Origin of the sequence: Luteimonas sp. FCS-9 (assembly GCF_001014645.1) — a bacterium.
Taxonomy (GTDB): domain Bacteria; phylum Pseudomonadota; class Gammaproteobacteria; order Xanthomonadales; family Xanthomonadaceae; genus Luteimonas.
On the sequence record NZ_LASZ01000017.1, the window covers coordinates 66505 to 88977 of the forward strand.

Annotated in this window: 18 protein-coding genes; 16 read left to right on the forward strand and 2 right to left on the reverse strand. The window is 69.6% G+C overall.

Annotated features, from left to right (window positions below; genetic code table 11):
- The first annotated feature begins 3 nt into the window (after window positions 1-3).
- The 3 genes from WQ56_RS13820 to WQ56_RS19105 all read left to right on the forward strand — a co-directional run bounded on the left by WQ56_RS13820 (window position 4) and on the right by WQ56_RS19105 (window position 5533).
- The gene (locus WQ56_RS13820; protein ID WP_047137708.1) at window positions 4-1620 is read left to right on the forward strand and encodes a bifunctional GNAT family N-acetyltransferase/carbon-nitrogen hydrolase family protein; all 1617 of its coding nucleotides are present in this window, start codon (window positions 4-6) and stop codon (window positions 1618-1620) included.
- Window positions 1620-3461, forward strand: coding sequence for a dihydrolipoyl dehydrogenase (gene lpdA, locus WQ56_RS13825; protein WP_047137709.1), 1842 nt, complete (start codon window positions 1620-1622; stop codon window positions 3459-3461). The genes WQ56_RS13820 and lpdA overlap by 1 nt, the downstream gene beginning before the upstream one ends.
- 209 nt (window positions 3462-3670) lie before the next feature.
- Window positions 3671-5533, forward strand: coding sequence for a peptidoglycan recognition family protein (locus tag WQ56_RS19105; protein WP_082132420.1), 1863 nt, complete (start codon window positions 3671-3673; stop codon window positions 5531-5533).
- A gap of 59 nt (window positions 5534-5592) precedes the next feature.
- On the opposite strand, the gene WQ56_RS13835 is transcribed toward WQ56_RS19105, so the two are convergent.
- Entirely contained in the window at window positions 5593-6513 is a 921-nt protein-coding gene (locus WQ56_RS13835; protein WP_052773014.1) for a hypothetical protein, read from the reverse strand.
- 593 nt (window positions 6514-7106) lie between these two features.
- On the opposite strand from WQ56_RS13835, the gene WQ56_RS13840 reads away from it, so the two are divergent.
- The 11 genes from WQ56_RS13840 to WQ56_RS13890 all read left to right on the forward strand — a co-directional run bounded on the left by WQ56_RS13840 (window position 7107) and on the right by WQ56_RS13890 (window position 16143).
- Window positions 7107-7484, forward strand: a complete 378-nt coding sequence (locus WQ56_RS13840; protein WP_047137711.1) for an ATP synthase subunit I — start codon at window positions 7107-7109, stop codon at window positions 7482-7484.
- A 44-nt stretch (window positions 7485-7528) separates the two neighbouring features.
- Window positions 7529-8326, forward strand: coding sequence for a F0F1 ATP synthase subunit A (gene atpB, locus WQ56_RS13845; RefSeq protein ID WP_047137712.1), 798 nt, complete (start codon window positions 7529-7531; stop codon window positions 8324-8326).
- A gap of 85 nt (window positions 8327-8411) precedes the next feature.
- Entirely contained in the window at window positions 8412-8702 is a 291-nt protein-coding gene (atpE, locus tag WQ56_RS13850) for a F0F1 ATP synthase subunit C (RefSeq protein WP_047137713.1), read from the forward strand.
- Window positions 8703-8808: 106 nt separating this feature from the next.
- Window positions 8809-9279, forward strand: a complete 471-nt coding sequence (locus WQ56_RS13855; protein WP_047137714.1) for a F0F1 ATP synthase subunit B — start codon at window positions 8809-8811, stop codon at window positions 9277-9279.
- Window positions 9280-9289: 10 nt separating this feature from the next.
- Complete coding sequence (locus tag WQ56_RS13860) at window positions 9290-9811, forward strand: F0F1 ATP synthase subunit delta (RefSeq protein ID WP_047137715.1); 522 nt, start codon at window positions 9290-9292, stop codon at window positions 9809-9811.
- A gap of 142 nt (window positions 9812-9953) precedes the next feature.
- Window positions 9954-11504, forward strand: a complete 1551-nt coding sequence (gene atpA / locus WQ56_RS13865; protein WP_047137716.1) for a F0F1 ATP synthase subunit alpha — start codon at window positions 9954-9956, stop codon at window positions 11502-11504.
- A gap of 113 nt (window positions 11505-11617) precedes the next feature.
- Entirely contained in the window at window positions 11618-12478 is an 861-nt protein-coding gene (gene atpG, locus WQ56_RS13870; protein WP_047137717.1) for a F0F1 ATP synthase subunit gamma, read from the forward strand.
- A 135-nt stretch (window positions 12479-12613) separates the two neighbouring features.
- Window positions 12614-14014, forward strand: a complete 1401-nt coding sequence (gene atpD, locus WQ56_RS13875; protein WP_047137718.1) for a F0F1 ATP synthase subunit beta — start codon at window positions 12614-12616, stop codon at window positions 14012-14014.
- A gap of 143 nt (window positions 14015-14157) precedes the next feature.
- On the forward strand, window positions 14158-14580 hold the full coding sequence (locus WQ56_RS13880; protein ID WP_047137719.1) for a F0F1 ATP synthase subunit epsilon: 423 nt from the start codon (window positions 14158-14160) through the stop codon (window positions 14578-14580).
- Window positions 14581-14754: 174 nt separating this feature from the next.
- Window positions 14755-15360 carry a TetR/AcrR family transcriptional regulator gene (locus WQ56_RS13885; protein ID WP_047137720.1) on the forward strand — a complete coding sequence of 202 codons (606 nt, stop codon included), beginning with the start codon at window positions 14755-14757 and terminating at the stop codon, window positions 15358-15360.
- Between the two features lie 93 nt (window positions 15361-15453).
- Window positions 15454-16143, forward strand: a complete 690-nt coding sequence (locus WQ56_RS13890; protein ID WP_047137721.1) for a type 1 glutamine amidotransferase domain-containing protein — start codon at window positions 15454-15456, stop codon at window positions 16141-16143.
- Between the two features lie 132 nt (window positions 16144-16275).
- Here WQ56_RS13890 and WQ56_RS13895 read toward each other — a convergent pair whose 3' ends face one another.
- The gene (locus tag WQ56_RS13895; protein WP_047137722.1) at window positions 16276-16659 is read right to left on the reverse strand and encodes a GtrA family protein; all 384 of its coding nucleotides are present in this window, start codon (window positions 16657-16659) and stop codon (window positions 16276-16278) included.
- Window positions 16660-16852: 193 nt separating this feature from the next.
- Here WQ56_RS13895 and glmU point away from each other — a divergent pair, with 193 nt between their 5' ends.
- Both glmU and WQ56_RS17770 read left to right on the forward strand, forming a co-directional pair.
- Window positions 16853-18223 (forward strand): bifunctional UDP-N-acetylglucosamine diphosphorylase/glucosamine-1-phosphate N-acetyltransferase GlmU, encoded by a 1371-nt coding sequence (gene glmU, locus WQ56_RS13900; protein WP_047137723.1) that lies wholly within the window; start codon window positions 16853-16855, stop codon window positions 18221-18223.
- A gap of 417 nt (window positions 18224-18640) precedes the next feature.
- Window positions 18641-22473 (forward strand): DUF11 domain-containing protein (locus WQ56_RS17770; RefSeq protein WP_197076494.1); only part of this gene is annotated, 3833 nt, incomplete at its 3' end.

Sequence of the window (22473 nt, forward strand, 5' to 3'; positions counted from 1 at the left end):
GGCATGAGCGAGACGTCCACGCGCGAGCGGGCGCGATTGACGCTGCGCCATGCCGGCATCGCCGACATCCCGGCGATCGTCGCGCTGAGCGAGCGCGTCTATGGCCGGGACAACGGCTACACGGCCGAGATGCTCAACGGCCAGATCGCGCAGTTCCCGCAGGGCGTGTTCGTGGCGTTCTACGACGACGTCGCGGTCGGCTACTGCGGGACGTTCCGCATCGACGAACGCACTGCGATGGCGCCGCACCGCTGGCTGGAGATCTCCGGCGGCGGCTACGCCTCGCGGCACCTGTCGACCGGCGACTGGCTCTACGGCATGGAGGTCTGCGTCGATCCCGACCATCGCGGGCTGCGCATCGGCCGCCGGCTCTACGAGCTGCGCAAGCGCCTGTGCCAGGAACTGCGGCTCAAGGGCATCGTGTTCGGCGGGCGCCTGCCGGGCTTCTCGCGCCGCGCCCGCGCCTACGGCGGCGACGTGCGCGCCTATGTGGCCGACGTATGCGCCGGGCGCATCCGCGACCGCGCGCTGAGCTTCCAGCTGCGCAACGGCTTCGAGCTGATCGGGGTGCTGCCCGGCTACCTGCCGCAGGACGCCGAGTCGGCCGGCTACGCCGCGCACCTGGTCTGGCGTAACCCCAAGATCGACCCGGGCGCCGACCCGCGCGGCACCGCGCGCCCGCTGCCCGACTCGGTGCGCGTGGCGACCGTGCAGTACCAGCAGCGCCGCGTCGCCTCGTTCGAGGAGTTCGCCACGCAGGTGGAGTACTTCGTCGACATCGCCGCCGACTATCGCGCCGACTTCGTCGTCTTCCCCGAACTGTTCACGCTGCAACTGCTGTCGGTGGAGAACAAGCCGCTGTCGCCGGTCGACTCGCTGCTGGCGCTCACCGGCTACACCGAGCGCTTCGCGCAGCTGCTGTGCGAGCTGGCGGTGCGCCACAACATCAACATCATCGGCGGTTCGCATCCCACGCGCACCAGCGACGATGCCGACGGCAAGGTGCGCAACATCTGCTACGTCGCGCTGCGCGACGGCTCGCTGCACACCCGCGACAAGCTCCATCCCACGCCCAACGAACGCACGTGGTGGGGCATCGGCGGCGGCGACAGCGCACAGGCGATCATGACCGACTGCGGTCCGATCGGGGTCATGATCTGCTACGACAGCGAGTTCCCCGAGCTCGGCCGGCACCTGGTCGACCAGGGCGCGATGATCCTGTTCGTGCCGTTCTGCACCGACACCCGCGAAGGCTACCTGCGCGTGCGCTACTGCTCGCAGGCGCGCGCGGTGGAGAACCAGTGCTACGTGGTGCTGTCGGGCAACGTCGGCAACCTGCCGGGCGTCAACAACTTCGACATCCAGTACGCGCAGAGCTGCATCCTCACGCCCTGCGACTTCCCGTTCGCGCGCGACGGCGTCGCCGCCGACACCACGCCCAACGTCGAGCAGGTCGCCTTCGCCGACCTGCGCCTCAACGATCTGACGGTCGCGCGCAACGACGGCACCGTGCAGAACCTCAACGACCGCCGCCACGACCTGTATTCGCTGAGCTGGGCCCGGCGCCCGGCCTCGCGCGTGGCGGTGCCAGAACAGACGCAACCCCCGGAGAACGCGTGATGGCCAAGACCCTCGAAGTGAAAGTCCCCGACATCGGCGGCTACGACGACGTGCCGGTGATCGAGGTGCTGGTCGCGGTCGGCGACACGGTCGCCAAGGACCAGGGCCTGGTCACGCTGGAATCGGACAAGGCGACGATGGAGGTGCCGTCCTCGCATGCCGGCGTGATCAAGGAGCTGAAGGTCAAGGTCGGCGACACGCTGTCGGAAGGCGGCGTGGTCGCGGTGATCGAGGCCGAAGGCGACGCCGATGCACCCCGTCCGGCTGCGGAAGCCGGCGACAAGGCGCCCCCACCCCAACCCTCCCCCGCGAACGGGGGAGGGAGCAAGAGTGAAGCGCCGGCCGCGAATCCCCCGGTCGCGCGTTCGCACCGCGCGCCGGCCGAGCCCGACGCGGTCCAGGCGGCGCCGTCGTCGGGCCGCAAGGCCGACGTCGAGTGCCGCATCGTCGTCCTCGGCTCCGGCCCCGGCGGCTACACGGCCGCGTTCCGCGCGGCCGATCTCGACCTCGATACCGTGCTGATCGAGCGCTACGACACCCTCGGCGGCGTCTGCCTCAACGTCGGCTGCATCCCGTCCAAGGCGTTGCTGCACGCCGCCGACGTGATCGAGCAGGCGCAGCACGCCAGCGACTACGGGGTCGACTTCGGCAAGCCGACGATCGCGCTCGACAAGCTGCGCGCCTACAAGGAGAAGGTCGTCGGCCAGCTGACCAAGGGCCTGGCCGGCATGGCCAAGCAGCGCAAGGTGCGCGTGGTCGCCGGCACCGGCACGTTCGTGTCGCCCAACGAGATCGAGGTGGTCGCCCACGACGGCAAGGCCACGCTGGTGCGCTTCGAGCAGTGCATCATCGCCGCCGGTTCCCAGGCGCTGAAGCTTCCCGGCTTCCCGTGGGACGACCCGCGCGTGATGGACTCGACCGACGCGCTGGAGCTGGCCGAGGTGCCGGCGCAGCTGCTGGTCGTGGGCGGCGGCATCATCGGCCTGGAGATGGCCACGGTGTACCGCGCGCTGGGCGCGCAGGTCACCGTCGTCGAGCTCGCCGACCAGCTGATGCCCGGCGCCGACAAGGACCTGGTCAAGCCGCTGGCCGACCGTCTGAAGAAGCAGGGCGTGTCGGTGCACCTCAAGACGAAGGTCGTGGAGGCCAAGCCCGAATCGAGCGGCATCGTCGTCGCGTTCGAGGGCGAGAGCGTGCCCGACACCAAGCGCTACGACCGTGTGCTGGTTGCCGTGGGCCGTACGCCCAACGGCGCGAAGATCGGCGCCGACAAGGCCGGCGTGCGGGTGGGCGAGCGTGGCTTCATCCAGGTCGATGCGCAGATGCGCACGAACGTGCCGCACATCTTCGCGATCGGCGACCTGGTCGGCCAGCCGATGCTCGCGCACAAGGCCACGCACGAGGGCAAGCCCGCGGCCGAGGTCGCGGCGGGCGAGAAGAAGGAGTGGGTCGCGCGCGTGATCCCGTCGGTGGCCTATACCGACCCGGAGATCGCGTGGGTCGGCATCACCGAGACCGAGGCCAAGGCCAAGGGCCTGAAGGTCGGCGTCGGCAAGTTCCCGTGGGCCGCCAGCGGCCGCGCGATCGGCCTGGGCCGCACGGAAGGGTTCACCAAGCTGGTGTTCGACGAGGCCACGCACCGGATCGTCGGCGCCGGCATCGTCGGCGTGCACGCCGGGGACCTGATCGCCGAGGCCGCGTTGGCGATCGAGATGGGCGCCGAGGTCGCCGACATCGGCCATACGATCCATCCGCATCCCACGCTCAGCGAGTCGGTGGCGATGGCCGCCGAGGTCTACGACGGCACGATCACCGACCTCTACCTGCCGAAGAAGAAGTAGCCGCGCGGGGCTCGGGCCCCGCCGCGTCCGACGCCGGTCCCCGGCGATCGTCGCCACGGCGCACGGTCGCCGTGTGCCGGCGTTCGCATTTCCGGGCATCCATGCGTCGTGGCGGTTGCGCGCCGCGGCCGGGCGTGGGCGAACTCGTGCGCGGAGCGTCGCCCCACGGGGGATCCGGCGCATGCGCCGCGGCGCAGGGGTGAATCGACATGAGGACGTTGGCATGGGCGGCGCTGTGCGTCGCCGGATGGATGGGCGGGCAGTCGGGCCCGGCACAGGCGGCGCCGCCGCCCGGCACGGTCGAGGCCGCGCAGGCGCGGGACACTGCGGTGCTGCAGCGTGAGCGGGCGCGGTTCCCGGGGGCGTTCGCGCAGGCGTACGCGGCGTACCCGGCAATCCCGCGCGGCACGCTGGAGGCGGTCGCCTACGCGCAGAGCCGCTGGCGCTCGCTGCGTCCGGCGCACGATGCCGGGGCGGGGCACCACCGCATGCCGCCAGCCTGGGGCGTGATGGGGCTGTACGCGGGCGAGGGGTTCGCCGATCAGGTCGGCGAGGCGGCGGCGCTGCTCGGCACGCCGGCCGGGCGCGTGCGCGACGATCCGGCCACCAACGTCCGCGCGGCGGCACTGCTGCTGGCGCGGGAGCTGCGCGGTTCGGACCCGGACGACGTCGGCGCGCTGGTCGGCGCGCTGGCGCGCTACGCCGGCTTCGGCGCGGCGCCCGGGCGCAGCGCGGTCGACGACCATGCGCGCACGGCGTTCGCGTTCGACGTGCTGCTGGCGCTCGACCGCGGCATCGACGAGGACGGCATCCGCGTGCCGGCGCGCGCGATCGCGTGGGAGCGCGCGTTCCCGGCCGAGGACCTGGTGCGCCTGCGGGCGCCGTTCGTGCGCCTGGACGTGAGCGCCGACCGGATCGAGACCGAGGCCTATGCGGTCGATCCGGTCGACGAGCGCCTGGTGCGTCGCAGTGATGCGGCCGGGCCCGACGCGGGGCTGCAGAGCACGGACTACGCGCCGGCGCTGTGGGAGCCGGCGCACACGGGCAACTACGCCGCCTCGCGCACTGCAGCGGTCGGCGCGGTCGCGCTGCACACCGCGCAGGGCTCGTACGCCGGCACGATCTCGTGGTTCAAGAACGCCGCGGCGGGGGTGTCGGCGCACTACGTGATCCGCAGCGCCGACGGTCAGGTCACGCAGATGGTGCGCCACGCGCATACGGCCTGGCACGTGCGCAGCCACAACGCCACCACGATCGGCATCGAGCACGAGGGCTACGTCGACAACCCGAGCTGGTACACCAGCGCGATGTACGACGCCTCGGCCGCGCTGGTGCGGCACCTGTGCGCCGCGTACGCGGCGATCGACTGCGCGAGCGCCTATGCAGGCGCGGCGAGCAGCGGCATCCAGGTGCTGCCCGACAGCGTGCGGATCAAGGGCCACCAGCACTTCAGCGGGCAGACGCACACCGATCCCGGCATCCACTGGGACTGGGGGCGCTACCACGCGCTGCTCAACCCGGGGGCCGGCGCCGGGACGGCGCGGGTGCTCGACGGGTTCGAGACCGGGGTGGGGCGGTTCAACACCGCGCCGGCGTACTCGGGCAGCACCACCGGCATCTCGGCCGCATCGACCGCGAGCCGCGACTGCACGGTCCGGCGCAACGGGGACTGCGCGTTGCGGGTACTGCTGCGCGACGACCCGGGTTCGTCGGCGGCCTGGTCTGTGCGGCTGCTTTCGGGCGCGGGCAGCCCGGGTAGCAATGCGCCGCTGGCGCGGGCGAACGGGCGCATCGGCTTCTGGGTCCACGCCGGCGGTTCGGGCATGCGCGTGCGCGTGGGGATCGACGACAGCGACGGGACCGAGCGCTCGGTCGCGCGTTCGGTGCCGGCCGACGCGTGGACGTTCGTCGAGTGGTCGTTCGCCGACGCGGCGCAGTGGGAGGCGTGGGCCGGCGGCGCGAACGGGGCGATCACGGCGCAGACGGTGACGCTGGACGCGATCTGGATCGAGCGGGCGCAGACGCGCTACGACGTCAACGTCCGGATCGACGACGTGCAGATCCGCAACTGACGCGCCGCAAACGCGAACGCCCCGGACGGGCCGGGGCGTTCGTGGGACCGCGCGTTCGGTCAGAAGCGGAAGGTGACGCCCGCCATCGGGCCGTGGACCTTCAGGTCGCCGGTCACCTTGCCGCCGTACGGGTAGGGGCCGGCATCGATGCCTTCGGGCGCGCGGGCGGTGCCGCGGTAGTCGTCGGAGAGCTTCAGGCGGAACCAGTCGTAGCCGGCATGGATGCCGAAACGGTCGCTGACCATGTACTCGACGATCAGGCCGCCGCGCTCGAAGTGGCCGCGCTCGTCGAGGAAGTCGCCCCAGCGGGTATCGAGGTACTGGGCTTCCAGGCCGACGGTCCAGCGCTCGGCCGGCGTCCAGGTCAGGCGGGTGTGCAGGCCGGGGGAGAAGCCGTCCCGCTTCCAGCGGACGGTCTCGAACTGAGGGTCGACCAGGTCGGTGCCCTCGGAGGTGCCGTTGGCGAAGGCCTCGAGCTCGGCGTAGGTAACGCCCAGGCCCAGGCCCCACTGGAAGCTCTCGTTCTTCACCACGCTGTACTCGTAGTTGAGGCTGGCGAGGTTGAACGACAGGCGGCCATCGATGCGGGCACCGGGGACCTCGATCTGCTCGCCGCCGCCGATGATCTCGCCGGTGTCGAGCACGGTGCCGCCGTAGGTCCAGGTCTCGTCGCGGCGGTAGTCGTAATAGTTGCCGACGATGGCCTGGCGGTCGCTGATCCGGAACCCGAACGCGCCGCGCGGACGCCATTCGCGGCCGGTGTCGAAGCTCTCGTTGAAGCCGAACGTGGCCTCGTCCGTGCCGTCGGTGACGCGGCCGTTGCCCGAGAAGCCCAGCTCGGCTTCGGGATTGAACGCGCTCAGGCGCAGGACGAAGCGATCGTCGCGGCTCTGGGCATGTGCGGGCATCGCGAGCGTGGCCAGGACGACCGCGGCGGGCAGGGCGGCGAGGGCGAGGGAACGGAGCGGGGTGGAGGACATCGGCGTGCCAGAGTCGTGGGTGAGGAGGCGATGGTCCGGAAGTGAAGGTCTTGCCGGCGTGAAGTGACGATGCGGATAACGAATGTCCGGTGCCTCTGTGCCGCGACGGGTGACGGCCAAGGTGGCGTGCTGCTTGCTCGGTATTGCGAGGGCGCCGCAGGACCCGTGCCGGTCGCGGCCCGATATCCGCTTGGCCCCGGCGGCGCTGACGCCGCGTAGGAGCGCGCTTGCGCGCGAGGCGCCTTCCCCGCATGTCCTGTCGCGCGCGAGCGCGCTGCGGGTGCGTTGGCCGCATGCCCCGAACAAAAAAGAGCCCTGGCGGCGGGCCAGGGCTCGGGTGGCGACCTGCGGACACGACCGACGAGGAAAGTACGGCAGATCGGGCACGCTAGATCGGACCCCGCCGATGGGCGCAAGTTCCCGGTGCGATGCGGGAAAATAATGAATGGGCGCGGGGCGTGGCCAGGCGGGATGACATCGCGGCGGCGGGACCTTCGCCGGTTGTGGGTCAAATGACTGCGCTGCTATACTTTTGCGGCTCGACGGGGCCGTTTCGGCGCGTTCCGTGTCCCTCAGATGCCCAGGATCCTGATGTGTTGACATCCGTCGCTGTCGGTCGGCGGCTGGCACAGCGCGCACTCGTCTGGCAGGCGGTGGCGGTCGCGGTGACGGCCCTGGCCTTCCTTGCAAGGGATGGCGCCTGGGCGCTGGCGGCCGTGCTCGGCGGCGCCGCGATCGCGATCGGCGGCTGGCTGTCGAGCGTGATCGCGCTGGGGGGCGGGGTCAATCCTTCGGCGGGCGCGCTGGCGCGGCTGCTGGCGGGGATGGCGCTGAAGTGGGTCGTGGTGGTGGCCGTATTGCTGCTGGGCACGGGGATGGCGGACTTGCCGCCGGTCCCGATGCTCGTCGGGGTCGTCGTCGCGCTCTTCGCGCAGTTGCTTGCGATGGCCAGGCCTCCGGCCGGCTCCTGAAACTTCGGCACTGAATTCAAAAACACAGGCAGGTCTTCGATCCTATGGCGGCTGATTCGGAACTGACCCCAACCAGCTACATCCAGCATCACCTGCAGAACCTCACGGTCTCGACCGGCGAGGGCGGTTTCTGGACGTTGCACCTGGACACGCTGATCACCGCGCTGGTGATGGGCGGGCTGATGGTGCTGATGTTCTGGATGGCGACGCGCAAGGCCACGTCCGGCGTGCCGGGCAAGTGGCAGGCGTTCGTCGAGATCTGCCTGGAGTTCGTCGACAAGCAGGCGCGCGACACGTATCACGGCACCAGCAAGCTGGTGACGCCGATCGCGATCACGCTGTTCTTCTGGATCCTGCTGATGAACCTGCTGAAGATGATTCCGGCAGACTTCATCGCCAAGCCGCTGGAACTGGCCGGCGTGCATTACTGGAAGCCGGTGCCGACCGCCGACGTCAACGCGACGCTGGGCCTGTCGATCAGCGTGTTCTTCCTGACGGTCTTCTTCGCGCTGCGGTCCAAGGGCCTGGGCGGGCTGACCAAGGAATTCCTGACCGCGCCGTTCGGCAAGTGGATGGTGCCGTTCAACCTGATCCTCAACATCGTCGAGTGGCTGAGCAAGCCGATCTCGCTGGCGATGCGACTGTTCGGCAACATGTTCGGCGGCGAGATCGTGTTCCTGCTGATCTGGGTGCTGGGCGGCGCCGGCCTGCTGGGCATGCTCGGCGGCGGCGTGCTGGGCCTGGGCTGGATGCTGTTCCACCTGCTGGTGATCCCGTTGCAGGCCTTCATCTTCATGATGCTGTCGATCGTCTACCTCAGCCTCGCCGAGGACAGCCACTGATCGGCGCGCGGCACCCGGTTCCGTTCCACCCTTCCGTCTCAATCCCAGTTCCACCCTTAACAAGCAATCCGTTCCGGAGAAAACAATGGAAATCGCACTGACCTCGTTCGCCCAGATCCAGGCTTCGACCGTTCTGGCCATCGGCATCATGATCGGCCTGGCCGCGCTGGGCGCAGGTCTGGGCCTGGCCATCATGGCCGGCAAGTTCCTCGAGTCGGCCGCGCGCCAGCCCGAGCTGATCCCGGTGCTGCAGGTCCGCATGTTCATCACCGCCGGCCTGATCGACGCCGCGTTCATCATCTCGGTCGCCGTCGGCCTGCTGTTCGCGTTCGCCTCGCCGTTCGTCGGCCCGGTCGCCGCGCAGATCGCCGGCTGATCCGGACGAGCAGGCGCTGTCCGTTGCGGCCGGTCCCCGGCCGCATCGGCGATGACAGCGGGCATGCGTGCATGCCCGATTCTTCAAGACAGGCAGTCCCAAGACCATGAGCCTCAATCTCACCCTGCTAGCCCAGGCACTGGCCTTCGCCGCGCTGATCTGGATCATCGCGACCAAGATCTGGCCGCCGCTGCTCAACGCCATCGAAGAGCGCCAGAAGAAGATCGCCGAGGGCCTGGCCGCCGCCGACAACAGCCAGCGCGCGCTCGCGCAGGCGCAGGAAACCGCCAACGAGGAGCTCAAGGCCGCACGTGCGAAGGCCAACGAGATCATCGAGCAGGCGCACCAGCGTGCGAACCAGATCGTCGATGCGGCCAAGTCCGAGGCGGTGGCCGAGGGCCTGCGCCAGAAGGCGCTGTTCGACGCCGAACTCCAGGCCTCGGCCACGCGGGCCCGCGAGGACCTTCGCCGCCAGGTCTCGACGCTGGCCGTGACCGGCGCCGAGCGCCTGCTCAAGCGCGAGATCGACGCCGACGCCCACAAGGCGCTGCTCGACGAACTCGCCGCCGAGATCTGAGGGCGACACGATGACGCTGACGATCGCCCGTCCCTATGCCCGCGCCGCGTTCGCGATCGCGCGCGATGCCGGCAGGTTCGCGCCGTGGTCCGACGCGCTGGCGTTCTCGGCGCGCATCGCGGCCGATCCGCAGGCCGCCGCGCTGCTGGGGCATCCTGCGCTGGCGCATGCCGACGCCGTCGCGCTGCTCGCGCCCGAAGGCGCGGACGAGGCGTTCGCCTCGTTCCTCGCGCTGTTGGCCGAGAACGGCCGGCTGCCGCAGTTGCCCGAGATCGCCGGACTCTACGAGCAGCTGCGCGCCGACGCCGAGCACGTGGTGCTGGCCCGGATCACCTCGGCCGCCGCGTTGCCCGACGCCGAGGTCGAGCAGATCCGCGCCGCCCTCAAGCGCCGCTTCGGCCGCGAGGTCCAGGTGGAGACCGCGGTCGACGACACGCTGATCGGCGGCGCGGTGATCGCGGCGGGCGACGTGGTGATCGACGGCTCGCTCAAGGGCAAGCTGGCGCGCCTGCAGTCCGCGCTGGCGCATTGAAGCCGTGATTCGTGACGGGGCGTTCGTGATTCGCAGCAGCAGACGCTGAGCCGCTCTTCCGATCACCCCTCACGACTCATCCGTCACGAACATACAGAAATCCGACTGCCGCACGTCGCGGCATGCGACCAGGAACCCCGACATGGCTACCACGCACCTCAATCCCTCCGAGATCAGCGAGCTGATCAAGTCCCGCATCGAGAAGGTCAAGCTGTCCGCCGAGTCGCGCAACGAAGGCACGGTCACCAGCGTGTCCGACGGCATCGTGCGCCTGCACGGCCTGGCCGACGTGATGCAGGGCGAAATGATCGAACTGCCCAACGACACCTTCGCGCTGGCGCTCAACCTCGAGCGCGATTCGGTCGGTGCGGTGGTGCTGGGCGACTACGAGCACCTGCGCGAGGGCGACGTGGCCAAGACCACCGGCCGCATCCTCGAAGTGCCGGTCGGTCCCGAGCTGCTGGGCCGCGTGGTCAACGCGCTCGGCGAGCCGATCGACGGCAAGGGCCCGATCGACGCCAAGCTCAGCGCGCCGGTCGAGCGCGTGGCGCCGGGCGTGATCTGGCGCAAGTCGGTCGACCAGCCCGTGCAGACCGGCTACAAGTCGGTCGACGCGATGATCCCGATCGGCCGCGGCCAGCGCGAGCTGGTCATCGGCGACCGCCAGACCGGCAAGACCGCGATGGCCATTGACGCGGTGATCAACCAGAAGAACACCGGCATCAAGTGCGTGTACGTGGCGATCGGCCAGAAGGCCTCGACCGTCGCCAACATCGTGCGCCGCCTGGAAGAGAACGGTGCGCTGGCGCACACGATCGTCGTCGCCGCCACGGCGTCCGAGTCGGCCGCCATGCAGTACATCAGCGCCTACTCGGGCTGCACGATGGGCGAGTACTTCATGGACCGCGGCCAGGACGCGCTGATCGTCTATGACGATCTGTCCAAGCAGGCCGTGGCGTACCGCCAGATCTCGCTGCTGCTCAAGCGTCCGCCGGGCCGCGAGGCGTACCCGGGCGACGTGTTCTACCTGCACTCGCGTCTGCTCGAGCGCGCCGCGCGCGTGTCCGAGGACTACGTCGAGAAGTTCACCAACGGCGAGGTCAAGGGCCAGACCGGTTCGCTGACGGCGCTGCCGATCATCGAGACCCAGGCCGGCGACGTGTCCGCGTTCGTGCCGACCAACGTGATCTCGATCACCGACGGCCAGATCTTCCTGGAGACCGACCTGTTCAACGCGGGCATCCGCCCGGCGGTGAACGCCGGTATCTCGGTCTCGCGCGTCGGCGGTTCGGCGCAGACCAAGATCATCAAGAAGCTCTCGGGCGGCATCCGTATCTCGCTGGCGCAGTACCGCGAGCTGGCGGCGTTCGCGCAGTTCGCGTCCGACCTCGACGAGGCGACCCGCAAGCAGCTCGAGCGCGGCCAGCGCGTCACCGAGCTGATGAAGCAGAAGCAGTACAAGCCGATGTCGATCGCCCACCAGGCGCTGTCGATCTACGCCGTCAACGAGGGCTACCTCGACGACGTGCCGGTCGCCAAGATCCTGGCGTTCGAGGAGGGCCTGCACGCCCACTTCGACAACACCGACGGCGTGCTGATCGAGAAGATCAACGCCTCGGGCGGCTGGAACGACGAGATCGAGGCGGCGTTCAAGAAGGGTATCGGCGAGTTCAAGGCCACGGGCTCTTTCTGAGCCCGCGGACGTCGGAATTCGGGATTAGGAAAACCAGGGTTTCGCGACGGGATGGGATCGCTTTGCGAATCCCGTATCCCCGATCCCGAATCCCCGCGAGCGGAGCGAGCTAAATGGCTGGTGGACGGGAAATCAAGACCAAGATCAAGAGCGTGCAGAACACCCGCAAGGTGACGCGCGCGCTGGAAATGGTCTCCGCATCGAAGATCCGCAAGGCGCAGGACCGCATGAGGTCCTCGCGCCCGTACGCCAATGCCATGCGGCAGCTGATCGGGCACCTGGCGCAGGCCAGCTCCGAGTTCCAGCATCCCTACCTGGTCGAGCGCGAGGTCAAACGGGTCGGCTACATCGTGGTCTCGTCGGACCGCGGCCTGGCCGGCGGCCTTAACAACAACCTGTTCCGCAAGCTGCTTGGCGAGATCCGCCAGTGGCAGGACAAGGGCGTGCAGGTCGATGTGGTCACGATCGGCCAGAAGGCGACGGTGTTTTTCCGCCGCCTCAAGGTCGACATGCTCGCCAGCGTGACCCACATCGGCGACACGCCGGAAGTGGAGCAGCTGGTCGGCATCATCAAGGTGATGCTCGACGGCTACACCGACGGCCGCCTCGACCGGGTGTTCCTGGCCTACAACAACTTCGTCAACACGATGACCCAGAAGGCGAGCTTCGACCAGCTGTTGCCGCTGCCGGCATCGGAGACAAGGGTCGTCAAGCACGACTGGGACTACCTGTACGAGCCGGATGCCGAATCGGTGCTCGGTCACGTGCTCACCCGCTACATCGAGTCGCTGGTCTACCAGGCGGTGATGGAGAACGTGGCGTCCGAGCACGCGGCGCGCATGGTGGCCATGAAGGCCGCCAGCGACAACGCGACCAAGCTGATCGACACGCTGAACCTGGTCTACAACAAGGCCCGCCAGGCCGCGATCACGCAGGAGATCTCCGAGATCGTCGGCGGCGCGGCCGCCGTCTGACGACGGCCGGGGATTCGGGATCCGGGATTGGCAAGAGCAGCGAATCGCGCTTCTACCAATTCCGAATCCCCAATCCCGGAATCCCAGGGGCGATGAAGATCGCCCGGACAGAACAAAGTTAACCGGAGCATCAAAATGAGTCAGGGCAAGATCGTTCAGATCATCGGCGCGGTCGTCGACGTCGAGTTCGCGCGCAATGAGGTACCGAAGGTCTACGACGCACTGAAGGTCGACGGGACCCAGATCACGCTGGAAGTGCAGCAGCAGCTCGGCGACGGCATCGTGCGCGCGATCGCGCTCGGCTCCACCGACGGCCTGAAGCGCAACCTGGTCGCCACCAACACCGGCCGCGGCATCGCGGTGCCGGTCGGCACCGGCACGCTGGGCCGCATCATGGACGTGCTGGGTCGCCCGATCGACGAGGCCGGCGACGTGCAGGCGTCCGACCACTGGGAGATCCACCGTGCGGCGCCGTCGTACGAGGACCAGGCCTCGACCACCGAACTGCTCGAGACCGGCATCAAGGTCATCGACCTGATGTGCCCGTTCGCCAAGGGCGGCAAGGTCGGCCTGTTCGGCGGCGCCGGCGTGGGCAAGACCGTCAACATGATGGAACTGATCAACAACATCGCCAAGGCGCACGAAGGCCTGTCGGTGTTCGCCGGCGTGGGCGAGCGCACCCGCGAGGGCAACGACTTCTACCACGAGATGAAGGACTCCAACGTCCTCGACAAGGTGGCGATGGTCTACGGCCAGATGAACGAGCCGCCGGGCAACCGCCTGCGCGTCGCGCTGACCGGCCTGACGATGGCCGAGTACTTCCGCGACGAGAAGGACGAGAGCGGCAAGGGCAAGGACGTGCTGCTGTTCGTGGACAACATCTACCGCTACACGCTGGCCGGTACCGAAGTGTCGGCGCTGCTGGGCCGCATGCCGTCGGCGGTGGGCTACCAGCCCACGCTCGCCGAGGAGATGGGCGTGCTGCAGGAGCGCATCACCTCGACCAAGTCCGGCTCGATCACCTCGATCCAGGCCGTCTACGTGCCCGCGGACGACCTGACCGACCCGTCGCCGGCGACGACGTTCGCGCATCTCGACTCGACCGTGACGCTGAGCCGCAACATCGCGTCGCTGGGCATCTATCCCGCGGTCGATCCGCTGGACTCGACCAGCCGCCAGATGGACCCCAACGTCATCGGCAACGAGCACTACGAGACCGCGCAGCGCGTGCAGTCGACGCTGCAGAAGTACAAGGAGCTCAAGGACATCATCGCGATCCTGGGCATGGACGAACTGTCGGAAGAGGACAAGCAGGCCGTCTCGCGCGCGCGCAAGATCGAGCGCTTCTTCTCGCAGCCGTTCCACGTCGCCGAGGTGTTCACCGGCTCGCCGGGCAAGTACGTCCCGCTCAAGGAGACCATCCGCGGCTTCAAGGGCATCGTCGACGGCGAGTACGACCACCTGCCCGAGCAGGCGTTCTACATGGTCGGCAGCATCGACGAGGCGGTCGAGAAGGCGAAGAAGATCGCGGCCTGAGGCCCCGATCTTCTCGGAATTAGGGATTCGGGATTCGGGATTCGAAGAAGCGGGTATCGGACGTTCGGGTGTATTTCGGAGAGCGCTTTCCGAATTCCCAATCACCGATTCCCGATCCCGTTTCCGAGCATAGCGAGGAAACCATGTCCACCATCCGTTGCGACATCGTCAGTGCAGAGGCCGAGATCTTCCACGGCGAGGCGACCCTGGTCGTCGCCACCGGCGAACTGGGCGAACTCGGCATCGCGCCGCGCCACGCGCCGTTGATCACCCGCCTCAAGCCGGGCAAGGTCGTCGTCACCCAGCCCAACGGCGAGGTGCTCGACTTCGCGATCGGCGGCGGCATCCTCGAGGTGCAGCCGCAGGTCGTGACGATCCTGGCCGACACCGCGATCCGCGCCGACGACATCGACGAGGCCGCGGTCAAGGCGGCCAAGGACGAGGCCGAGCGCGTGCTCGCCGGCCGCGGCGAGGCGATGGACGTCGCCGAGGCCCAGCAGAAGCTGGCCGAGGCGGTCGTCCAGCTGCAGGCGCTCGAGCGCCTGCGCAAGACGCTCAAGCACTGAGCCGCCTTCGGCGGCCATCTGTACGAAGACGCCGGCCTCGTGCCGGCGTTGTCGTATCCGGCGCGGGGTGTGCCGGGAGAATCCGAGCGCCGGGACGCCCGCCGCCGGCGAAGGGCGAGCTTGGCGCTGAACCAGCGTTGTAGACGACTGGTCTAATTGTGCTAAAGTGGCGCCATGGCCACTTCCAGCCCCCATGCGCACAGCCCCGTGCGCGAGAGCATCCTCGCCCACGGCCAGCGCATCATGGCCGGGAAGGGCTTCTCCGCGGTCGGCATCAACGAAGTCCTGGTGGCCTCGGGCGTGCCGAAGGGGTCCTTCTATCACTACTTCGCGTCCAAGGAGGCGTTCGGCGAGGCACTGCTCGACAGCTACTTCGCGACCTATCTGGGCGAACTCGACGCGATCCTGCACACCCCCGGCCAGGACGCGGCCCAGCGGCTGATGCAGTACTGGCGGAACTGGCGGGATACCCAGTCGTCCCAGGACTGCCAGGGCAGATGCCTGGCGGTCAAGCTGGGCGCCGAGGTGGCGGACCTGTCCGACGCCATGCGCCAAGCGCTGCAGCGCGGCACGGCTGGCATCGTCGATCGGCTGGCCGGTGCCATCGAGGCGGGGATTGCGGACGGGTCGCTGTCCGTCGACGGAACGCCGGCCTCGACCGCTCAGGCGCTGTACCAGCTGTGGCTGGGGGCCAGTGTCATGGTGAAGATCGTCCGCAACCCCCGGCCGTTCGACGTCGCCATCGCGAGCACGCGACGGATGCTGCAGCTGACCCCCTGAGTTTCGAGCGCAACACCGACGCTTCGACACGAAGCGCCTTTTTTGTCCATCGAGATTAGACGACCGGTCTAATCAAATCCCACTGGAGCAAGCATGAAGATCCTGATCGTTCTGACCTCGCACGACCAACTCGGCGACACGGGCCGCAAGACCGGCTTCTGGCTCGAAGAACTGGCCGCGCCGTACTTCGCCTTCCGGGATGCAGGCGCGCAGATCGTGCTGGCATCGCCCAAGGGCGGCCAGCCGCCGCTGGATCCGAAGAGCAACGAGCCCGACTTTCGGACCGACGACACCCGCCGTTTCGAGGCCGATGCCGACGCGAACGCGCAACTGGCCGCGACCGTGCGCCTGGACAGCGTGTCCCAGGCCGATTTCGACGCGGTGTTCTATCCCGGTGGGCACGGCCCGTTGTGGGACCTGGCCGAGGACCGCGACTCGGTCGCGCTGATCGAGGCTTTCCTGGCCGCCGGCAAGCCTGTGGCGCTGGTCTGCCACGCCCCCGGCGCCTTGCGCCATGCCCGGACGCCGCAAGGCCGTCCGCTCGTCGAGGGCCGGCAGGTCACCGGTTTCAGCAATACCGAGGAGGACGGCGTGGGCCTGACCGACGTGGTGCCCTTTCTGGTGGAGGACGCGCTCAAGGCCGATGGCGGCGTCTACACGAAGGGTCCGGACTGGGCGCCGTACGTGGTCGGCGACGGCCTGCTGATCACCGGCCAGAATCCCGCGTCCTCGGCGGCCACCGCGCAGCGCCTGATCGAGCAGTTGCACAGCGCCCGGCAGTGAATGCCGCGTGCGCTCGCCGGAGCGCGTTCGATTCCCGGCGCCGTCGGGGCCGTCGCGGCGCAGTGGACGTGGGAGAGCCGTGCCCCCGGGTGCGGCCCTCCGGCGCGTCCCGGGTTGGCGGCCGGCGTGCAGCTAGCGTCGATACACCCACTGCCGGGAGATCACGAAGCCGAGCGCGCCCAGCGCGACCTCGACCAGTGGCTTGGCCAGCCACGCCCAGTGGCGGCCGAGGTAGTCGTCGATGTGGCCGATCGCCCAGGTGCTGAGCACCGTCATCACGACCCACATCACGACGAAGCGCTGCAGTTGCACGCGGCCCGGGCCGCGTGCGTCGTCGCCGAAGGTGAAGCGCCCGTTCAACCAGAAGCCCAGCAGCGCCCCGCAGATCCGGCCGACGACGTTGGCGTTGCGCACCGGCAGCCCGGCGTGGCTCAGCGCCACCATCACCGCCCAATCCAGCAGCCACTGCAGCCCGCCGATCAGCAGGTAGCTGCCGCCCTGTCGTTTCAGTCCCATGTCGGGGTCACTCCCGCCCGCGCCGCCACAGCTCGATGCCGTTGAGGGTCCGGATGCGGACGGCGCCGGCCCGGGGTGGTCCTGCCCAACGCGTCGGCGCACCCGCGCAGGCGGGCGGTGGGGGACGGAACATCGCAGGTCCTGGGAGCACGGGCGTCGATTATCATCAAACGCCCGCCAAGTTTCGAACGCCATGACCGCTCCGCTGCACGTCGTGATCCTCGCCGCCGGCGAGGGCAAGCGCATGAAGTCCTCGCTGCCCAAGGTGCTGCAGAAGATCGCGGGCCGGCCGATGCTCTGGCACGTGATCGCCGCGGCGCGCGAGCTCGCGCCCGCCGGCCTGCACGTGGTCTACGGCCATCGCGGCGAGCAGGTGCGCGCGGCGTTCGCGGACCAGCCCGACCTCCAGTGGGCCGAGCAGCGCGAGCAGCTCGGCACCGGGCATGCGGTGCGCGAGGCGATGGCGGCGGTGCCCGACGGGGCCCAGGTGCTGGTGCTCTACGGCGACGTGCCGCTGCTGCGCGCGCAGACCCTGCGCCGGCTGGTGGCGATCGAGGGCCGGCTGGCGGTGCTGGCCGCCGAACTCGACGATCCGACCGGCTACGGCCGCATCGTGCGCGATCCCGAGGGGCACGTCGGCGCGGTCGTCGAACACAAGGACGCCGACGAGGTGCAGCGCCGGATCGCTCTGGTCAATACCGGCATCCTCGCGGGCGAGGCGACCGCGCTCAAGTCCTGGCTCGCGCGGCTGTCGTCGGACAACGCGCAGGGCGAGTACTACCTGACCGACGTCTTCGCGATGGCCGCCGACGAATACAGCGCCGCGCAGATCGTCATGGTCGACGATCCGCTCGAGGCCGAGGGCGCCAACGATCCCTGGCAGCTCGCGCAGCTCGAGCGCGCGTGGCAGCTGCGCGCGGTGAAGGCCCTGTGCCTGCAGGGCGCCCGCTTCGCGGACCCGTCGCGCGTGGACATCCGCGGCGAGGTGATCGTCGCGCCCGATGTCGAGATCGACGTCGACGTGGTCTTCGAAGGCCGCGTCGCGCTGGGCGAGGGCGTGCGCGTCGGGCCGTTCTGCCGGCTCCGCGACGTGGGCCTGGGCGAAGGCACGGAGGTCCGCGCGCATTGCGACCTGGAGGGCGTGCGCGCCGAGGGCGCGGTGACGATCGGGCCGTTCGCGCGGCTGCGCCCCGGCACGGTGCTCGCCGACGGCGTGCACATCGGCAACTTCGTCGAGACCAAGAACGCGACGATCGGCGTCGGCAGCAAGGCCAACCACCTGACCTATCTGGGCGATGCCGAGGTCGGCGCCGGCAGCAACATCGGCGCAGGCACGATCACCTGCAACTACGACGGCGCCAACAAGTCGAGGACTGTGATCGGCGACCGTGCGTTCATCGGCTCCAACGCCGCGCTGGTGGCGCCGGTGCGGATCGGCGACGATGCGACGACGGCCGCCGGCTCGGTGATCACGGCCGACGTGCCCGACGGCAAGCTCGCCGTCGCGCGCGCGCGCCAGAGCCTGGTCGAGGGCTGGGTGCGGCCGGTCAAGCGGCCCCGCTGAGCCCCGCCGACCGCGCGCGACTGCCCGTGCTGCGGGTCTTTTCTGCTCAACGTGCCCGTCCTTGCGGTGCTGCAGGGACACGGCGCACCTGCACGCAGGTCCATGCATACGCCGTGCGGCCGCGCCTCCGACCGGTCGCCCGTATCCGGACCGCCGCTTCAGGCATGTGAGTTTTCCGTGAAATAAATGGTGAGCAAGCGTGCGTGTATCCGCGCGCGTCTTGCCGTCTAATGCCGCCCGTTGTCCAGGGGTGCGCCGACTGCGGCGCTGCTGACGAACCGTGCGATCTGCCGCCGATGCAGCGGCGGAAGGCCTGTGCCTTCCGTCCGTGCGTGTCGGCGCGCGAGCGCGCGCCTGGCAACGGCGAGGCCGCGGAGCGCGGTCGCGGACCGAACGGAACAAGCGAAGGGGCAGGGCATGAGCCAGCAAGATGGGCGAACGGAGAACCGGATCGTGGCGCGGACGCTCCGCGCACTCGCGGGGCGGGCGCGGTGGCTGACGGCCATCTGCCTCCTGCTGCTCGCGCACGGCGCGGCGCAGGCGCAGCTCAACGAGCGGCACAGCTTCAACGTGCGCGGCGATGTCGAGATGATCGGCAACGCGCTGCTGACGTGCGCGAACTGCAACCAGTCCAACAGCGGCCTCAACAACGGCTCGACGATGCCGATGGTGTTCGTCAACGTCGACGGGGCGCAGCTGCCGTCCGGCGTGCCGCAGAACTCGTCGACCGCGACGCTGGCCCTGCCCGGCGGCGCACGCGTGCGCTCGGCCGGCCTGTACTGGGGCGGGCGCTCGGGCGAGAACAATCCGGCGCGCGGCACGCTGCAGTTCCGCACGCCCGGCGGCAGCTACCAGGCGATCGCCGCCAGCGACCTCAATACCTTTCCCAGCCAGGGCGACCCGGGCAGCCGCCCCTACACCGCCTATCGCGACGTCACCGCGCTGGTCGCGGCCGCGGGCGCCGGGACCTACGCTGCCGGCGGTCTGACTTCCGACGTGACCGGCAACAGCAACGGCGGCAGCCTCGGCAACTACGGTGGCTGGGCGCTGATCGTGCTCTACGAGCACGAAGGCAAGCCGTACCGGCGGCTGATGGTGTTCGACGGCAACGCCGGCTACGTCAACGGCACCAATCCGCAGTCGGTCACCGTCAGCAACCTGCTGACCCCGGCCATGGGCGAATTCACCGCCTACATGGGCGCGCTCGTGTGGGAAGGCGACGGCGGCATCAGCGGCGACCAGTTCAGCCTCAGCGGCGCGGGTGTGCTCAACCCCGGCGCGCTCAGCGACGCGCAGAGCCCGGCCAACAACTTCTGGAACAGCGGCATCAGCCGGCTCGGCGAGCGCTTCACCGCGAAGAACCCCGACTACGTCAACCAGTTCGCGGTCGACCTGAAGCTCGTCGACATCTCCAACACCGCCGCCAACGCCGGCCGTCCGCGCCTGACCAATGGCGCGACCGGTGCGACGCTGCAGTTCACCAGCAGCCAGGACGCCTACTTCCCGCACGCGCTGGTCTTCGTCACCGACATCTTCTTCCCCGACGTCGTCACCTCGCTGTCGAAGCAGGCGCGCCGCGCCGCGACCGGCGAAGTGCTCGGGCCGACCAGCGAAGTCCGGCAGGGCGAGGAGATCGAGTACGTCGTCGCGTTCACCAACAACGGCCAGGACGGCGCGACCAGCGTCGTGGTGACCGATCCGATCCCCGCCAACACCCGCTACGTGCCGGGCTCGCTGACCGTGGTCAGCAATGCCGGCGACGCGGCCATCGGCGGCATGTCCGACGCGCCGGGCGACGACATCGCCGAGTACGACGCCGCGAACAACCGCGTGGTATTCCGGATCGGGACCGGGGCCGATGCTGCGACCGGCGGCATGCTCGCGCCGACCGAGTCGGCGTCGGTGACCTTCCGCGTGCGCGTCGACACCGCCACGCCCGCGGGCGAGTTCATTCGCAACGTGGTGTCGATGCGCCACAACGCGCAGACCGTGCCGCTGCCGCAGGACATCGAGGGCGAAGCCGAGGCCAACGTGATCGGCCCGGTCGTGCCTTCCGCCGAGGACATCGGCTTCTGCCCGGTCGATGGCGGCTTCTTCAACCTCGTCAACGGCGTGGGCATCTACCAGTACTCGCCGACGTCGGGCACCGACAGCCGCGTCGCCGGCCTGGATTTCCCGGTCAGCGGCAACCTCAACGCACTGATGGTCGACCCGACCGGCCGCACCCGCCTGCTGTTCCACGAGGCCGGCGCCAACGCCGTCTGGGCCTACGATCCGACGCATCCGACCAGCCCCGGCTGGTACCGCACCGGCGCGACGATCAACGCGAACCTGCCGCGCGCCGGCATGACCGCGGCCGGCGTGGGCTACCTGATGACGGCCGCCACGCGGACCGGCACCGGTGCGACCGCGCAGATGTACCGGCTCGACCGCAGCGGCGACTACGGCTATGCGGTCGGCGCGCCGACGACACTGACCTACGACGTCGCGCCGAGCGACCTGGGTTCGGGCGACATTGCGTTCGACAGCCAGGGCGTGGGCTGGCTGGTGGCCGGCAACGACCTGTACCGCGTCGACGTCGACGCGGGCACCGCGACCCGGCAGCAGAACTTCACCGGCGCACCGACCGGCGTGAACTACGCGGGCGCGGCGTTCGGTGCCGACGGCCGCCTGTACGTGGTCAACAACAGCGGCGGCACCTACTACGCGATGGATCTCGCGCAGGGCACGATGGAGATCGTCGGCACCTCGGCCAGCGGCGCGGGCCGCGACCTGGCCTCGTGCAGCTGCCCGACCATCGCGCCGGCGCAGTTGCAGGTCGCCAAGACGCTGGCCTCGATCACCCGCAACGGTGCGGCGGTTCCGGTAGGCGAACCCGCGGCGCCGGGCGACGTGCTGGGGTACGCGATCGAGATCCGGCACGTCGGCGGTACGCAGGCGGCGACCGTGTTCGCCGGCGACGTCGTCGAGACCGTGCCGGCCAACACCGCGCATGGCGCGGTCGCGGACGACTTCGCCTGCACCGGCGGCACCTGCCGCAACGCCGAGGCGCGCAACGTGCTGCCAGGCCAGAGCACCGCGTTCTCGTTCGTGGTCCAGGTCGCCACCGACCTCCCGGCGACGGTCGACCAGATCGCCAACACGGTCACGGTCAACGGCATCGATTGCACGGCGACCGGCAACGACTGCGATGAGACCACGCCGATCGAGGTCGCGCCGGCGCTGACCTCGTCCAAGGCGCTGACCGCGGTCAACGGCGCAGCGCCGGCGGGCCCGGTCGCCGTCGACGACGTGCTGACCTACACGGTCGTGGCGACCAACAGCGGCAACGTCTCGCTGCCGACGGTGACCGTCGCCGACGACCGCATCGTGCCGGCCACGATCACCTGTGCGCCGCTGGCGCCGGGCGCGAGCTGCTCGCTGGTGGGCACCTACACGGTGACGCAGGCCGATGCCGACGCGGGTACCATCGCCAACACCGCGACGATCATCACGCCCGATACGCCGCAGGTCTGCCCGGCCGGCTCCACCGAGGCCGCCTGCCGGCCGTCGATCGAGATCCCGACCGAGACGCCCGACCCGTCGCTGACGGTCGTCAAGACCGCGGGCACGCCGAGCGGCAACACGGCCGGCAGCACGATTGCCTATACGTTCCTGGTCACGAACACCGGCAACGTCACGATCGCCGACATCGCGATCGACGACACGCAGCTCGACGCTGCGGCGGTGTGCCCGGTGACGACGCTGGCGCCGGGTGCGAGCACGACCTGCACCGGCACGCACACGATCACGCAGGCCGAAGTCGATGCCGGCGAAGTGCTCAACACCGCGACCGCGACCGGCACGCCGCCGGGTAGCGGCACGACGACGAGCCCGCCGGACGAAGAGGACGTCACGCTCGAGACCGAGCCGTCGCTGACGGTCGTCAAGACCGCCGGTACGCCGAGCGGCAACGTCGCGGGCAGCACGATTGCCTACTCGTTCCTGGTCACGAACACCGGCAACGTCACGATCGCCGACATCGCGATCGACGACGCGCAGCTCGACGCCCCGGCGGTGTGCCCGGTGACGACGCTGGCGCCGGGTGCGAGCACGACCTGCACCGGCACGCACACGATCACGCAGGCCGAAGTCGATGCCGGTGAAGTGCTCAACACCGCGACCGCGACCGGCACGCCGCCGGGCGGCGGCACGACGACGAGCCCGCCGGACGAAGAGGACGTCACGCTCGAGACCGAGCCGTCGCTGAC

Bases quoted from the DNA above. Each gene is read 5' to 3' on its own strand.
- WQ56_RS13880 (WP_047137719.1), top strand. From the start codon at position 14,158: ATGTCCACCATCCGTTGCGACATCGTCAGTGCAGAGGCCGAGATCTTC.
- lpdA (WP_047137709.1), top strand. From the start codon at position 1,620: ATGGCCAAGACCCTCGAAGTGAAAGTCCCCGACATCGGCGGCTACGAC.
- atpA (WP_047137716.1), top strand. From the start codon at position 9,954: ATGGCTACCACGCACCTCAATCCCTCCGAGATCAGCGAGCTGATCAAG.
- WQ56_RS13860 (WP_047137715.1), top strand. From the start codon at position 9,290: ATGACGCTGACGATCGCCCGTCCCTATGCCCGCGCCGCGTTCGCGATC.
- glmU (WP_047137723.1), top strand. From the start codon at position 16,853: ATGACCGCTCCGCTGCACGTCGTGATCCTCGCCGCCGGCGAGGGCAAG.
- atpG (WP_047137717.1), top strand. From the start codon at position 11,618: ATGGCTGGTGGACGGGAAATCAAGACCAAGATCAAGAGCGTGCAGAAC.
- WQ56_RS13895 (WP_047137722.1), bottom strand. From the start codon at position 16,659: ATGGGACTGAAACGACAGGGCGGCAGCTACCTGCTGATCGGCGGGCTG.
- WQ56_RS13835 (WP_052773014.1), bottom strand. From the start codon at position 6,513: ATGTCCTCCACCCCGCTCCGTTCCCTCGCCCTCGCCGCCCTGCCCGCC.
- WQ56_RS13885 (WP_047137720.1), top strand. From the start codon at position 14,755: ATGGCCACTTCCAGCCCCCATGCGCACAGCCCCGTGCGCGAGAGCATC.
- atpD (WP_047137718.1), top strand. From the start codon at position 12,614: ATGAGTCAGGGCAAGATCGTTCAGATCATCGGCGCGGTCGTCGACGTC.
- WQ56_RS19105 (WP_082132420.1), top strand. From the start codon at position 3,671: ATGAGGACGTTGGCATGGGCGGCGCTGTGCGTCGCCGGATGGATGGGC.
- WQ56_RS13890 (WP_047137721.1), top strand. From the start codon at position 15,454: ATGAAGATCCTGATCGTTCTGACCTCGCACGACCAACTCGGCGACACG.
- atpE (WP_047137713.1), top strand. From the start codon at position 8,412: ATGGAAATCGCACTGACCTCGTTCGCCCAGATCCAGGCTTCGACCGTT.
- WQ56_RS13855 (WP_047137714.1), top strand. From the start codon at position 8,809: ATGAGCCTCAATCTCACCCTGCTAGCCCAGGCACTGGCCTTCGCCGCG.
- atpB (WP_047137712.1), top strand. From the start codon at position 7,529: ATGGCGGCTGATTCGGAACTGACCCCAACCAGCTACATCCAGCATCAC.
- WQ56_RS13820 (WP_047137708.1), top strand. From the start codon at position 4: ATGAGCGAGACGTCCACGCGCGAGCGGGCGCGATTGACGCTGCGCCAT.